Source organism: Cellulosimicrobium sp. NPDC055967, assembly GCF_042269845.1.
In the GTDB taxonomy this organism is placed as follows: domain Bacteria; phylum Actinomycetota; class Actinomycetes; order Actinomycetales; family Cellulomonadaceae; genus Cellulosimicrobium.
Genome location: NZ_JBHJYJ010000017.1, coordinates 43,259 through 56,483, shown reverse-complemented (window position 1 = coordinate 56,483; position 13,225 = coordinate 43,259). Strand labels below are relative to the sequence as shown.

Annotated in this window: 11 protein-coding genes; 6 read left to right on the top strand and 5 right to left on the bottom strand. The window is 73.2% G+C overall.

What is annotated here, in order from left to right; all coding sequences use genetic code 11:
• Window positions 1-154: 154 nt before the first annotated feature.
• The 4 genes from ACFC2L_RS17670 to ACFC2L_RS17655 all read right to left on the bottom strand — a co-directional run bounded on the left by ACFC2L_RS17670 (window position 155) and on the right by ACFC2L_RS17655 (window position 5,198).
• A complete protein-coding gene (locus ACFC2L_RS17670; RefSeq protein ID WP_375825649.1) occupies window positions 155-1,327 on the bottom strand; it encodes a Gfo/Idh/MocA family protein in 1,173 nt (390 codons plus the stop codon).
• A gap of 135 nt (window positions 1,328-1,462) precedes the next feature.
• Window positions 1,463-2,530 carry a substrate-binding domain-containing protein gene (locus ACFC2L_RS17665; RefSeq protein ID WP_375825648.1) on the bottom strand — a complete coding sequence of 356 codons (1,068 nt, stop codon included), beginning with the start codon at window positions 2,528-2,530 and terminating at the stop codon, window positions 1,463-1,465.
• 107 nt (window positions 2,531-2,637) lie between these two features.
• Complete coding sequence (locus ACFC2L_RS17660) at window positions 2,638-3,681, bottom strand: ABC transporter permease (protein ID WP_375825647.1); 1,044 nt, start codon at window positions 3,679-3,681, stop codon at window positions 2,638-2,640.
• Complete coding sequence (locus ACFC2L_RS17655; protein ID WP_375825646.1) at window positions 3,678-5,198, bottom strand: sugar ABC transporter ATP-binding protein; 1,521 nt, start codon at window positions 5,196-5,198, stop codon at window positions 3,678-3,680. Before ACFC2L_RS17655 ends, ACFC2L_RS17660 begins: the two co-directional genes overlap by 4 nt.
• Window positions 5,199-5,607: 409 nt before the next feature.
• Between ACFC2L_RS17655 and ACFC2L_RS17650 the strand changes: the two genes are divergently transcribed.
• The 3 genes from ACFC2L_RS17650 (at window position 5,608) to ACFC2L_RS17640 (ending at window position 8,471) form a co-directional block, all read left to right on the top strand.
• Window positions 5,608-6,789 carry an ROK family protein gene (locus tag ACFC2L_RS17650; protein WP_375825645.1) on the top strand — a complete coding sequence of 394 codons (1,182 nt, stop codon included), beginning with the start codon at window positions 5,608-5,610 and terminating at the stop codon, window positions 6,787-6,789.
• Window positions 6,790-6,859: 70 nt separating this feature from the next.
• Entirely contained in the window at window positions 6,860-7,525 is a 666-nt protein-coding gene (locus ACFC2L_RS17645; RefSeq protein WP_375825644.1) for a ThuA domain-containing protein, read from the top strand.
• 40 nt (window positions 7,526-7,565) lie between these two features.
• Window positions 7,566-8,471 (top strand): dihydrodipicolinate synthase family protein, encoded by a 906-nt coding sequence (locus tag ACFC2L_RS17640; protein WP_375825642.1) that lies wholly within the window; start codon window positions 7,566-7,568, stop codon window positions 8,469-8,471.
• Window positions 8,472-8,512: 41 nt separating this feature from the next.
• Here ACFC2L_RS17640 and ligA read toward each other — a convergent pair whose 3' ends face one another.
• Window positions 8,513-10,978, bottom strand: coding sequence for an NAD-dependent DNA ligase LigA (gene ligA, locus ACFC2L_RS17635; protein ID WP_375825641.1), 2,466 nt, complete (start codon window positions 10,976-10,978; stop codon window positions 8,513-8,515).
• A 152-nt stretch (window positions 10,979-11,130) separates the two neighbouring features.
• Between ligA and ACFC2L_RS17630 the strand changes: the two genes are divergently transcribed.
• Genes ACFC2L_RS17630 through ACFC2L_RS17620 form a run of 3 tightly spaced genes read left to right on the top strand, consistent with a single transcriptional unit; the run spans window position 11,131 to window position 13,218 of the window.
• Window positions 11,131-11,730: a TetR/AcrR family transcriptional regulator gene (locus tag ACFC2L_RS17630; protein WP_375825640.1), complete on the top strand. Its 600-nt coding sequence runs from the start codon at window positions 11,131-11,133 to the stop codon at window positions 11,728-11,730.
• The gene (locus tag ACFC2L_RS17625; RefSeq protein WP_375825639.1) at window positions 11,723-12,460 is read left to right on the top strand and encodes an ABC transporter ATP-binding protein; all 738 of its coding nucleotides are present in this window, start codon (window positions 11,723-11,725) and stop codon (window positions 12,458-12,460) included. The genes ACFC2L_RS17630 and ACFC2L_RS17625 overlap by 8 nt, the downstream gene beginning before the upstream one ends.
• A complete protein-coding gene (locus tag ACFC2L_RS17620; RefSeq protein WP_375825638.1) occupies window positions 12,457-13,218 on the top strand; it encodes an ABC transporter permease in 762 nt (253 codons plus the stop codon). Before ACFC2L_RS17625 ends, ACFC2L_RS17620 begins: the two co-directional genes overlap by 4 nt.
• Window positions 13,219-13,225: the final 7 nt, after the last annotated feature.

Sequence of the window (13,225 nt, the reverse complement as noted above, 5' to 3'; positions counted from 1 at the left end):
ATTGCCCGTCGTACTAAATGCGCGCCATCGCTGCGCGTCCACCCTCCTTTCCTCCAAGCCGTTCCCGGTCGGCCGTGCTGCGCTGCACGGACCGACACCGTCGGGTCGGCGTCCGGGTCGACCCTCCGCCCCGCGGGCCGACCCGGACTCGATACTACGGCTGGACCCAGCCGCCCGATGCCGCGCTCCGCTCGACCGCGTCGAGCACGCGCTGCACCACGAGGCCGTCCGCGAAGGTCGGCGCCGGGTGCGTCCCGGAGGCGATCCCCTCGACGAGGTCGACCGCCTGGTGCGTGAAGGCGTGCTCGTACCCGAGCCCGTGGCCCGCGGGCCACCAGTGCGCGACGTACGCGTGCTCCGGCTCCGTGACGACGATGCGTCGGAATCCGGCGACGACCGCGTCGTCCGCGGCGTCGAAGAAGTGCAGGACGTTCATGTCCTCGAAGTCGAACGCGACCGAGCCCTTCGAGCCGTTGATCTCGAGGCGGATCGCGTTCTTGCGGCCGTAGGCGAAGCGCGTGGCCTCGAAGGTCCCGATGCCCCCGCCGGACAGCCGGGCGAGGAAGACCGCCGCGTCGTCCACGGTGACGGGCCCGCGCTCGGTGCCGCCCTGGCCGGACAGCCCCGCGAACTCCGTCGCGACGGGCCGCTCGGTCACGAAGGTCTCGAGCAGTCCCGAGACGCTCGTGATCTTCTCTCCGGTGATGAACTGCGCGAGGTCGATGACGTGGGCGCCGATGTCGCCGAGCGCCCCGCTGCCGGCCTTCGACTTGTCGAGCCGCCACGACAGCGGCGCGTCCTCGTCCGCGATCCAGTCCTGGAGGTACTGCGCGCGGACGTGGCGCACGGTCCCGATCCGGCCGTCGACGACGAGCTGGCGCGCGAGCTGGATGGCCGGCACGCGGCGGTAGGTGAAGCCCACCATCGCGACCTGGCCGCGCGCGGCCGCGGCCTCGGCCACCTCGACCATCTTCTCCGCCTCGGCGACCGTGTTCGCGAGCGGCTTCTCGCACAGCACGTGCTTGCCGGCCTCGAGCGCCGCGATCGCGATCTCGGCGTGCGTGTCGCCGGGCGTGCACACGTCGACGAGGTCGACGTCGTCCCGCGCGACGAGCGCCTGCCAGCTGGTCTCGGTGGACTCCCAGCCGAGCCGCTGGGCGGCGGCGGCCAGCGCCTCCGGGTTGCGGCCGCCGAGCACCCGCATGCGCGGGTCGAGAGGGAGGTCGAAGAACCGGGGGGCGGTCCGCCAGGCCTGCGAGTGCGCTGCCCCCATGAACGAGTACCCGACCATGCCGACGCCGAGCTGTGCGCCGTCGTTTCCTGCCATGACGTTCCTTCCGTGCGCATGTTCCTGCGCGTGACGTGAGCATGCCCACGGTCCGGCCGGGGTCGTCCCGGGCGGACCGTGGGCGTGGTCCGCGTGCTGTGCTGCTGCGTGCTGACGACGGGCGTCAGCGGTCCGTCAGGACTGGAACGCGGTCGGCAGGTACTGGTCGACGTTGTCCTTCGTCACGACCGGCGCGAAGAGCTGGATCGTGCGGGGGACGCCGGACGACGCCAGGTCGCTCATGCTCCGGTCGTGCGCGACGAGGCGGGCGAGCTTGATGCCGTCCGCGGCCTGGGTCGACGGGTAGACGACGGTGGCCTGGAGGACGGAGTCGCCGGCCTGGATGTGCTCCATGACCTGCTTCGAGCCGGCGCCGCCGACCATGAAGAACTCGTCGCGGCCCGCGTTCTGGATCGCCGAGAGCACGCCGACGCCCTGGTCGTCGTCGTGGTTCCAGATGGCGTCGATCTGCGGCGCGGCCTGGAGCAGGTTGGCCGTCGCGGCCTCGCCGCCCTGGACCGTGAAGTCGGCGGCGACGCGGTTGTCGACGTCGAGGCCGCAGTCGGACAGCGCGTCCGCGAAGCCCTGGCTGCGGTCCTGCGTGAGCGGGAGCGAGTCGATGCCGGCGATCTCGGCGACCACCGCGTCGGGGTTGTCCCCGAGCTGCTCGCAGATGTACTGGCCGGCGCTCACGCCCATGCCGTAGTTGTCGCCGAGGACCGTGGCCCGGGCGGCGAACGGGCTCGAGAACTCGCGGTCGACGTTGATGACGGGGATCCCGGCGTTCATCGCCTTGGTCGCGACCTCGGTGAGCGCGGCGCCGTCGAACGGCAGGAGCACGATCGCGTCCACGCCGTCGTTGATGAAGCCCTCGATCTGGCTGATCTGGACGTTGACGTCGTTCGTCCCGTCCGCGACACGGAGCTCCACGTCCTCGTACTCCGCGGCCTCGGCCTCGGCCGCGGTCGTGATGGCGCCCATCCAGCCGTGGTCGGCGGCGGGGGCCGAGAAGCCGATGACGATCGGGTCGCCCGGGGCGTCGTTGTCGGAGACGGCCTCGTTGCTGCTGCCGCCTCCGTCGCCGTCCGCGGTGTCCGCGGGGGCCGGGGTGTTCGACGTGCACGCCGTGGCGATCAGGGCGATCGACGCGGCCGAGACCGTCGCGATCATGAAGCGGCGGCGCAGGGTGGTGCGTGCGGACATGGGATCTCCTTCGAAGCTGTCCTGCAAGAGGAACTGCGGGGGAACTGCGGGGGAACTGACGGGGTGGTGCGGGCTGTGCGTGGCGCGAGGCGCCGGAGGTACGTGGGCTACCTGGTGCTGCGGCGGGCGATGCGCTGCTGGAGCAGGACCGCGCCGACGATGATCGCGCCCTTGGCGATCTGCTGGACCGAGCTGTCGACGTTGTTGATGATGAAGACGTTGGTGAGCGTCGTGAAGATGAGCACGCCCAGGACGGTGCCGACGATCGATCCGCGGCCGCCTGCCAGGAGCGTGCCGCCGACGACGACCGCGGCGATCACGTCGAGCTCGAGGAGCAGACCGTTGGTCGAGGAGCCGGCGCTCGTGCGAGCGAGGATCATGACACCGGCGATGCCCGCGGTGAGGCCCGAGAGCGCGTACACGTACATGAGGTGCCGCTTGACCTTGATGCCCGCGAGGCGCGCGGCCTCGGGGTTGCCGCCGACCGCGACGGTCCGGCGTCCGAACGTCGTGCGGTTGAACAGGAACCAGCCGAGCACGGCGACGATCGCGAAGATCCAGACGATCTTCGGGACACCGAGGAGGTTGCCCCGGAAGATGTCGTTGAACTCCTGGACGTTGACGATCTGCGTGCGCTTCTGGGCGATGAGCTCGGCGAGGCCGCGCGCCGCGACGAGCATCGCGAGCGTCGCGATGAACGCCACGACGCGCCCGTAGGCGATGATCAGGCCGTTGAGGAACCCGGCGCCGAGGCCGACCGCGAGCGCACAGATGACCATGACGACCCAGCCGTACGACTGGGTGGCGAGCGTCGTCGCCCACACGGAGGAGAGCCCGAGCACGGAGCCGACCGACAGGTCGATGCCGCCCGTCGTGATGACGAACGTCATGCCGATGGCCAGGACACCGGTGACCGACCCGAGGCTGAGGATGGTCATCAGGTTGCTGACGCTTGCGAACCGCTCACCCGCCGTCGCGAAGCCCAGGACGCACAGGAGGACCAGTGCGAGGACCAGGCCGATGTTCCGACCTGCCGCCCCGGACATGAATCCTGCCCGGCGGCGCTCGCTCGCGGCCTTCGCGACCCTGGCCGACTCGTCGGCGTCCGGCTTGTCCGTCGGCATCGAGGCCGACACCTGCTGCTCGCTCACGCGACACTTCCTTCCATGACCATGTCGAGCACCTGGTGCTCGTCGATGGAGCTCGAGGGCCCCTCGTGGACGACGCGACCCTCGGAGACGACGAGTACGCGGTCGGCGAGGCCGAGGACTTCGGGGATCTCGCTGGACACGACGACGACGGCGGCGCCCTCGTCGGCGAGCCTGCGGATGAGGGCGTAGATCTCGGCGCGGGCTCCGACGTCCACGCCGCGCGTCGGCTCGTCGAGGAGCAGGACGCGGCAGCCGTGGACCAGCCAGCGGGCGAGCATCGCCTTCTGCTGGTTGCCGCCCGAGAGGGTGCGGATCGCACGGTCGACGCCGGCCGGCCGCAGCTCGAGCGAGTCGGCCTGCTCCTTGGCCGCCTTGCGCTCGGCGGCCTCGTCGAGGAAGCCGCCGCGCGCGAAGCGCGCGAACGTCGAGAGGGTGACGTTGCGGTAGACGGGCTCGTCGAGGAGCAGACCCTGGCTCTTGCGCTCCTCGGGCGCGAGCCCGATCCCGGCGTCCACGGCGGATGCCACGGAACCGGCGCGGAGCCGCTTCGAGTCGACCCGGACCGTGCCCGCGGTCGCGCGCCGAGCCCCGTAGATCGTCTCGATGATCTCCGAGCGCCCGGCGCCCACCAGGCCCGCCAGGCCGACGATCTCCCCGGCGCGCACCTGGAGCGACACGTCCTCGAACGTGCCCCGCAGGGACAGGCCCTCGACGTCGAGCACGACGGGTGCGTCGGCGGCGAGCTCCTGGGAGTCGGGGAAGACGTACTCGACCGAGCGCCCGGTCATCAGGGTGATGAGCTTCGCGGTCGGAGTCTCGGAGACCGGGAGGTTCTGCGCGACGGTCCGGCCGTCCTTGAGGACCGTGATCCGGTCCCCGATCTCGCGGATCTCCTCGAGACGGTGCGAGATGTAGACGACGGCGACCCCGGCCTTGGTCAGCTCCTTGACCACGCGGAAGAGGTTGCCCACCTCCTCGGAGTCGAGCACCGCGGACGGCTCGTCCATGATGATGACGCGCGCGTCGTGCGAGAGTGCGCGGGCCATCGAGACGACCTGCTTGCCCGCCGCGGAGAGGCGCTCGACCTCGTGGTTCGGGGAGATCTCGCTGTGCCCGAGCCGCTTGAGGATCGCCCGCGTCTGGCGCACGGCCTCGCGACGCTGGGAGAACCCGAGCGTCGCGAGCTCGTGCCCGAGGTACACGTTCTCCGCGACGGTCAGGCCGTCGACGACGTCGAGCTCCTGGTACATGGTCGCGACACCGTGCCGGAGCGCGGCGACGGGGTCGGAGATGGTGATGGGCTCGCCGTCGAGGAGGATCTGACCCTCGGTCGGCTGGTGAGCACCGGCGAGCACCTTGATGAGGGTGGACTTGCCGGCGCCGTTCTGCCCGAGGAGACAGTGGACCTCGCCCGGGAGGATCTCGAGATCGACGCCGTCGAGCGCTCGAGCCCCGGGAAAGACCTTGACGATGCCCTGCATCTGCAGGAGCGGCTGGGGAGGGTCTGCGGTGACCATGCGGTGAACCTAGCCGACCTTTTGACGACGGTCAATCATAAGATCACAGCCTTTTGCTGCTGTTACAACTTCGTTACCAGCAAAAGTGGACAAGCGCTGTCAGGGCGAGGGAACGCTCCCACCGTGCGAGCGGGCAGAGATCGACGAGGCAGGTCGACTCGTGGCACGACGGCCGGCTGACGAGCCGAACCACCGAGAAGTCGGCCTGGGGTCGGGGTCTGCACAAGCAGGTGGGGCGGCTGTTCGCCCGGACGGGAGGCCCTTCCTCGGGTCTCCACAACTTCCGACGACGTCCGTGTCGCCTTGGGAGGGGACAGTAGGGTACCTTTTGGCGATCGTCAAGCAAAAGCCGATGACTCGTCCGGCAGGTACGGACGACCGACGAGAGGCTCCGTGATTCACTGTGCCCATGGAGGAACTGCTGAAGTTCGCGCCGCGCCCGACCGGCGCCGGCGACATGTTCCAGCTGCTCCGGGACGGTCAGCCGCGCACGCGCGCGGACCTCGCAGCGATCACGGGGCAGGCGCGATCCACCATCGCCGCCCGGATCGACCTTCTCATGTCGGCGGGCCTCATCGCCCCCGCGGGAGAGGCGAGCTCGACCGGCGGGCGACCGCCCGTGACCTTCGCCTTCAGCCCTGAGGCGCGCATCGTCCTCGCCGTCGACCTCGGTGCGACGCACGCCCGCCTGGCCGTGACGGACCTCGCGTCCAACGTGCTCGCCGAGACCGACGCCGCGCTCGCGATCGCCGACGGCCCCGACGTGGTCCTGTCGTGGGTCGCGGACACGGGCGAGAAGCTCGTCGCGACGACCGGGCGCAGCCTCGACGACCTCGTGAGCATCGGCGTCGGCCTGCCCGGCCCGGTCGAGCACTCGACCGGCCGGCCCATCAACCCGCCGATCATGCCCGCGTGGGACGACGTCGACGTCGCCGGCATCCTGCAGAAGCGGTTCAACGCGTCGGTCCTGGTGGACAACGACGTGAACATCATGGCGCTCGGCGAGCACCGCACCGCCTGGCCCACCGTGACCGACATGCTGTTCGTCAAGGTCGCCACCGGCATCGGGTCCGGCATCATCGCCGACGGCGAGCTGCGGCGCGGCGCACAGGGCGCGGCCGGGGACATCGGCCACGTCGCCGTCCCGAGCGCGGCCGACGTCCCGTGCCGCTGCGGGAACGTCGGGTGCCTCGAGGCGGTCGCGAGCGGCCATGCGGTCGCCGCCGCGCTCGCCGCCGCAGGCCTCGACGCGACGAACAGCGCCGACGTCGTCACCCTCGTCCGTGGTGGGGACCTCACCGCGAGCCAGGCCGTCCGCCAGGCCGGACGCGACATCGGCTCGGTCCTCGCGGCGTGCGTGAGCCTCCTCAACCCGTCGCTCATCGTCATCGGCGGCATCGTCGCCGAGGCCGGCGAGCACCTCATCGCGGGCATCCGCGAGATCGTGTACCAGCGGTCGCTCCCCCTCGCGACGCAGCACCTGCGCATCGTCACGTCGCAGGCGCGCGGCCAGGCCGGCGTGCTCGGTGCGAGCGCCATGGCCGTGGATCACGTACTCTCGCCCGCAGCGATCGACGCGCTCATCGCCTGAGCGCGGTCGCCGGGGGCCGCTGCCCGCGACACGCGGGCGCGACGAGTGTGACGAGGCACGAGGAGGAGTCATGACCGAGCGGGACCGTCGAGCGCTCGTGGTCCGGGGCGGTTGGCCCGGGCACGCACCCGAGGAGGCGGCGGAGCTGTTCGTCCCGTTCCTGGAGGCGTCCGGCTACGACGTGACGCTCGAGGGATCGCTCGAGTCGTACGCCGACGAGGAGTTCATGGCGAGCCTGGACCTCGTCGTGCAGTGCTGGACGATGGGCGAGATCCTCCCGGACGAGATGCGCGGGCTGCGCACCGCGATCGGGAACGGCACCGGGTTCGCGGGATGGCACGGCGGGATCGTGGACTCGTTCCGCCTCGCGACCGACTACCTGCAGATGGTGGGCGGGCAGTTCGCCGCGCACGCGCACGACCTCATCGACCACACGATCGACATCGCGCCCGAGCACGCGGACCACCCGATCGTCGCGGGCATCGACTCGATCTCGCTGCACTCCGAGCAGTACTGGGTGCTCGCCGACTCGTACAACGAGGTCCTCGCGACGACGACCATCGTCCCGCGCGACGGCGACCCGTGGCACGAGCCCGTCGTCTCCCCCGCCGTGTGGACGCGCCGCTGGGGCGCCGGCCGCATCTTCGTGTGCGCGGCGGGCCACCAGCTCGCCGACCTCGAGGTCCCGCCCGTCCGCACGATCGTGGAGCGCGGCATCCTCTGGGCCAGCCGCTGACGCGCAGCACCCCACGCGCACGGTTCCCTACACTCGGCGCGTGACCTCGTTCCGCGGGCTCCTCGCCTACCCGATCACGCCGCTCACCCCCGACGGCGCACCCGACCTCGACGCGCTCGCCGCCCTCATGGGCGGCGCCGCGCGGGCCGGGGTCGACGGCGTCGTCGTCCTCGCGTCGTCGGGCGCGGGCGTGACGTTCGCGCCCGACGAGCGCGACGCCGTCGTGCGGGCTGCCCTCGCGGCGGGCTCCACGCCCGGCGCGCCGCGCGTCCCGGTCCACGTCGCCGTGAGCGGCGCTTCCACGCGTGAGGTCGTCGCGCGCGCCCGCGCGGCGCGGGACGCCGGGGCCGACGGGCTGGTGCTCGCGCCGTTCTCCTACCTCCCGCTCGACGAGGACGAGGTCGTGGCGGTGTTCGAGGCCGTCGCGGCCGCCGTCGACCTGCCGGTCTGCTACTACAACCGGAGCGTGCAGACGGCGTACGACGTCACGCCCGCGGCGCTCGCCCGGCTCGCGCACGCCACGACCGTCACGGCCGTGAAGGACCCGGCGTCCACGCCCGCGCGACCGGCGGGCCGCGTCGCGACGCTGCGGGCGGCGACCGCCGGGCTCGGCGTGAGCGTCGGGCTCAGCGGCGACGCGGCGATCGTCGGCGGTGCCGAGGCCGCGGACGCCTGGCACACGGGGCTCGCGGCGCTCGTGCCCGCCGAGTACGCGGCGCTCCGGCGTGCACGGACCGCGGACGAGGAGCCTGACGCCGACGTCGTCGGCTGGCTGCGCGCACTCACGGACGTCCTGGCGTCGCTGCGACCCGTGAGCGGGTTCCACGCGCTCGCGACCCTGCTCGGCGTGCCGACCGCTCCCCCGCGCGGCCCGTCGCTGCCCGTCCCGCCCGACGGCGTCGCGCGCCTGCGGGAGGTCGTCGCGCGGCGCCCGTCGGCGCCCTGACCCCATCCCCCGCCGCGCCGCGCCGCGTCGCGCCGCACGACTCAGCCGTCCGTGCCCGCACCTTCCGCGTCGTCCACGCCGGACGCGTCGCCACCGACCCGGTCCGCCACGGCGTCGGGGCCCCCGGCGAGCAGCGCGACGAAGCCGTCCTCGTCGAGGATCGGCAGGCCGAGGTCGCGGGCCTTGGTCTCCTTCGAGCCCGCGTTGGCGCCGACGACCACGTAGTCGGTCTTCTTCGAGACCGACCCCGACGACTTGCCGCCCGCCGCGATCACGGCCTCCTTGGCGCCGTCACGGCTGAAGCCCTCGAGCGACCCCGTGACGACCACGGTGAGGCCGGCGAGCGGTCCGGTCGGCGCCTGGCGGGCTCCCGGACCGGGATGCCCCGGGATGGCGAACCGCACCCCGTCCCGCTTCCACTGCTCGACGATCTCCTGGTGCCAGCCGACCTCGAGCCACGCGATCACCTCGTCGGCGATCACCGGCCCGACGCCCTCGACCGCCGCGAGCGCCTCGCGGCCCCCGTCGCGGATCGCCTCCTCGATGGCGTCCAGGGACCCGAACCAGTCCGCGAGCGCGCGCGCCGCGACCGGGCCGACGTGCCGGATGTTGAGGCTCACGAGGATGCGCCACAGGTCCTTCGTCCGCGCGAGCCGCAGCTCGTCGACGAGGGTCTGCGCCGTGCTCGACGGCCCGTACACCGGGTAGTCCTTGCGGACCCCCGCCGCGCGGCGCTCGGCGGGCGTCGCGTCCTCGAACCCCGGCGGGTAGGTGCGCGCGGCGACCTTCTGGAACGGCCGGACGACCTTGGCGAGCAGCACGGAGCCGTCGGACATCGCGACCTCGCCCGACTCCCCCACGCCCTCGTACGGCCGGGGCAGGCCGGTCTCCGGGTCGCGCACGACGACCTTGATCGGCGCGAGCTGCTCGACGGTGAGCCCGAAGAGGTTCTTCTCCGTGCGCAGCGGCGGCTCTGCCGGCTCGTACGGGTGGGTGAGCGCGGCGGCCGTGACCTCGCCGAGCGCCTCGACGTCGAGGCCACCGCGCGAGCCGATGTGCTCGACGCGGCCGCGCACCTGGGCGGGGCACGACTCGGCGTTGGGGCAGCGCAGGTCGACGTCCCCCTCCTTCATGGGGCGCAGCGGCGTGCCGCACTCGGGGCACTCGGCCGGCATGACGAAGTCCTCGCGCGGGTAGCCGTCGTCCGCGAGCGCCGCGACGGGGCCGAGGATCTCCGGGATGACGTCGCCCGCCTTGCGCAGGACGACCATGTCACCGATCCGCACGCCCTTGGCCCGGACCACGTCCTGGTTGTGCAGGGTCGCCTGGCGCACCGTGCTGCCCGCGACCTTGACCGGCTCCATGACGGCGTACGGGGTCGCGCGGCCCGTGCGGCCCACGCCGACCTGGATCGCGAGCAGGCGCGTGTTGACCTCCTCCGGCGGGTACTTGTACGCGATGGCCCACCGGGGCGCGCGGCTCGTGGCCCCGAGCCGGCGCTGGAGCGCGAGCTCGTCGACCTTGACGACGATCCCGTCGAGCTCGTGCTCGATGTCGTGCCGGTGCTCGCCGAAGTAGGCGATGCGCTCCATGACCTCGTCGAGGCCGTGGACGACCCGGTTGTGCGGCGACACCGGGACGCCCCACTGCTCGAACAGGTCGTACGCGGCGGACTGCCGCGCGAGCTCGGCGTGCTCGCCGGCCTCCCACTGGAGCGCGCCGACGCCGTGGGCGTACATGCGCAGGTTGCGGCTCGCCGTGACCGCGGGGTCCTTCTGCCGCAGCGACCCGGCCGCGGTGTTCCGCGGGTTCGCGTACGGCGCCTGGCCCGCAGCGACGAGCTTCTCGTTGAGCGCCGCGAAGTCCGCGACGCCCATGAACACCTCGCCGCGGATCTCGATGACGTCGGGGTGGGTCGCCGGGTCTCCGCCGAGGCGCTGCGGGATGCTCTCGATCGTCCGCACGTTGGCGGAGACGTCCTCGCCCGTGCGCCCGTCGCCGCGCGTGGCCGCCCGGACGAGCCGGCCCTTCTCGTAGAGCAGCGCGATGGCGAGGCCGTCGATCTTCACCTCGCACAGGTAGTCCACCTCGGCGTCGGCGGCCACGCCGAGGTCGCGGTGCACGCGCGCCGCCCACGCCGCGAGGTCCTCCTCGCTGAACGCGTTGTCGAGCGACAGCATCGGCTCGAGGTGCTGGACCGTCGCGAAGCCCGCGGCGGCCCGGCCCCCGACGCGCTGCGTCGGCGACTCGGGCGACTGGAGGGCGGGGTGCGCGGCCTCGAGCGCCTGGAGTTCGTGCATGCGGGCGTCGTACTCGGCGTCCGAGGAGACGGGCTGGTCCTCCTCGTAGTACGCGCGCTGGTCCGCCTCGACCTGGGCGACGAGCTCGGCCCACCGCCGCTGCGCGGCGGCCTCGTCGAGCTCGGCGGCGGACGTGGCCGTGGGGACCTCCTGGTCCGTCACGGTCGGGGCGGTCGGGGCGGACGTCGCGGGGGTGCTCTCGCTCACCCGCACATCATCGCGCGGACCGCCGACATCCGCCGCCCTCGACGGCGGTGGAGAGGCATCGGTCGCGGCCCCCGGTCCGTCCCGGCCGGGTGCCGGTTCCCGGCCGGGACGGCGTCTTGGCACCATGAATGTTAGTCACTAACATCTGGTCCATGAGCTCGACACACATCACCGCGGCAGTCCCGCGCCGAGAGCGGACACGGGCCGCTCTGATCGCGGGCGCGCTGGACCTGTTCGAGCGTCAGGGCTACGAGACGACGTCGGTCGCGCAGGTCGCGGAGGCCGCGGGCGTCACCGAGATGACGTTCTTCCGCCACTTCCCCGCGAAGGAGCGAGTGCTCCTCGACGACCCGTACGACCCCGTGCTCGTCGAGGCGGTCGCGGCGCGCCCGCGCGCGGAGGGCCCGTTGGAGCGCACCGTCGCGGGCCTGCGGAACGCCTGGGGCGAGATCCCGGCCGACGCGCGCGACGTCGTCCGCCGGCGCACCCGGATCGTCGCGCGCACGCCCGTGCTGCGCGGCGCGGTCGGGCTCAACAACCTCCGCACGGAGGACGCCGTCGTGGCCCGGCTCGTCGAGGACGGGTGCGAGCCGCTCGAGGCGCGCGCCGCCGTCGGAGCCACCCTCGCCGTCCTCACGGCCGCGCTGCTGCACTGGGCGGACTCCGAGGACGAGGACCTCGGTGCGGTCATCGACCGCGCGCTCGGCGTGCTGGTGCCGGCCGGGCGCGTGGCGAGGGGGCGTCGTGCGTAGGGCGCAGGCGCCGGTGCTCCGCGCCGTCGCGCTGTCCCGCTCCTTCGGCGACGTCGCCGCCGTCCGAGGGATCGACCTCGACGTCCGCCCCGGTGAGGTGCGCGCGCTCGTCGGGCTCAACGGCGCGGGCAAGTCCACGCTCCTGCGGCTCCTCGTCGGCCTGCTGCGGCCCGGCTCCGGACGCGCCGAGCTGTGGGGCACACCGGCCTGGGGGGCGCCCGCGGAGGTCCGGGCACGCGTCGGCTTCGTCGGCTCCGGCCACGCCTACGACGAGCTGACCGTCCGCGAGAACCTGCGCACCGCGGCCCGGCTGCACGGCTGCACCTCCGCGGAGGCGCGACGGCGGACGGACGGGCTCCTCTCCTCGCTCGCGCTGGACCGGTGGTCCGACCGGCGGGTGCGCACCCTCTCGGACGGCAACCGGCGCCGTCTCGAGCTCGCCTGCGCGCTCGTGCACGACGCCGACCTGCTCGTCCTCGACGAACCGACGAACGCCCTCGACCCGGCGGGCGTCGTCGAGATCCGCGAGACCCTGGTGCGCCGCGCCGCGGACGGGACCGCGGTCCTCGTGTCGAGCCACCACCTCGACGAGATGGCCCGCGTCGCCACGTCGATCGACGTCGTCCACGACGGACGCGTCGTCGGGCAGCTGCCACCGGACGGCCCCGACCTCGAGCGCCAGTTCTTCACCACGGTGCACGCGGCAGCGACCGGGGGTGGCGCCAGGTGAGCGCCGCGCTCGAGGCAGAGCTGCTCAAGCTCGCGCGCTCGACGGTCGCCCGCATCGCGACAGGCACGCTCGTGCTCATCGTGCCCCTGCTGGCCGTCGGGCTCGCCGCGGCCGCGGAGCACGGCGGCAACAGCACGCTCGCGCTCAAGGTCCGCCCCCTGGTCCCCGACGGCGGCTGGGACGCCGTCACCGGGACGACCGGCCAGGTGCTGACCGTCGCGACGCTCCTCGCGGCAGGTTTCGTCGTGAGCTGGACGTTCGGCCGCGAGCTCACCCGCGGCACGGTCGAACCGCTGCTCACCGCCCTCCCGTCCCGGACCGCCGTCGTGTCGGCCAAGCTCGTCGTCGTCACCGGATGGGCGCTGGCGTCGAGCGTCGCCGGCGTGAGCGTCGCGGTCGTCGCGGGGCTCGCCCTCGCTCCCGGCGCCGGGTCGCCCTGGCCCGGGGCCGCGCGCGCCGTCGTCGGCGGCCTCCTCGCCGCGCTGCTCGCCCTCCCCTGCGCGCTCGTCGCGACCTGGGGCCGCGACGCATTGGCCGGGGTGGGCGCCGTGCTCGGGCTGGTCGTCGTGGCCCAGGTCGTCACGGTGGTCGGCGCCGGCGCGTGGTTCCCCTGGGCCGCGCCGGGCCTCTGGCTCGGCATGGGCGGCCCCGCCGTGCACGTGACCTGGTGGCAGCTCGCAGCCGCCCCGACGGTCGGTGCCGCCAGCTGGGTCGCGACCGCGTCGTGGTGGCGCCGTGCGGAGCTCGTCAGCCGCTGAGGTCGAC

Bases quoted from the DNA above. Each gene is read 5' to 3' on its own strand.
- ACFC2L_RS17630 (WP_375825640.1), top strand. From the start codon at position 11,131: ATGAGCTCGACACACATCACCGCGGCAGTCCCGCGCCGAGAGCGGACA.
- ACFC2L_RS17670 (WP_375825649.1), bottom strand. From the start codon at position 1,327: ATGGCAGGAAACGACGGCGCACAGCTCGGCGTCGGCATGGTCGGGTAC.
- ACFC2L_RS17645 (WP_375825644.1), top strand. From the start codon at position 6,860: ATGACCGAGCGGGACCGTCGAGCGCTCGTGGTCCGGGGCGGTTGGCCC.
- ACFC2L_RS17665 (WP_375825648.1), bottom strand. From the start codon at position 2,530: ATGTCCGCACGCACCACCCTGCGCCGCCGCTTCATGATCGCGACGGTC.
- ACFC2L_RS17650 (WP_375825645.1), top strand. From the start codon at position 5,608: ATGGAGGAACTGCTGAAGTTCGCGCCGCGCCCGACCGGCGCCGGCGAC.
- ACFC2L_RS17655 (WP_375825646.1), bottom strand. From the start codon at position 5,198: ATGGTCACCGCAGACCCTCCCCAGCCGCTCCTGCAGATGCAGGGCATC.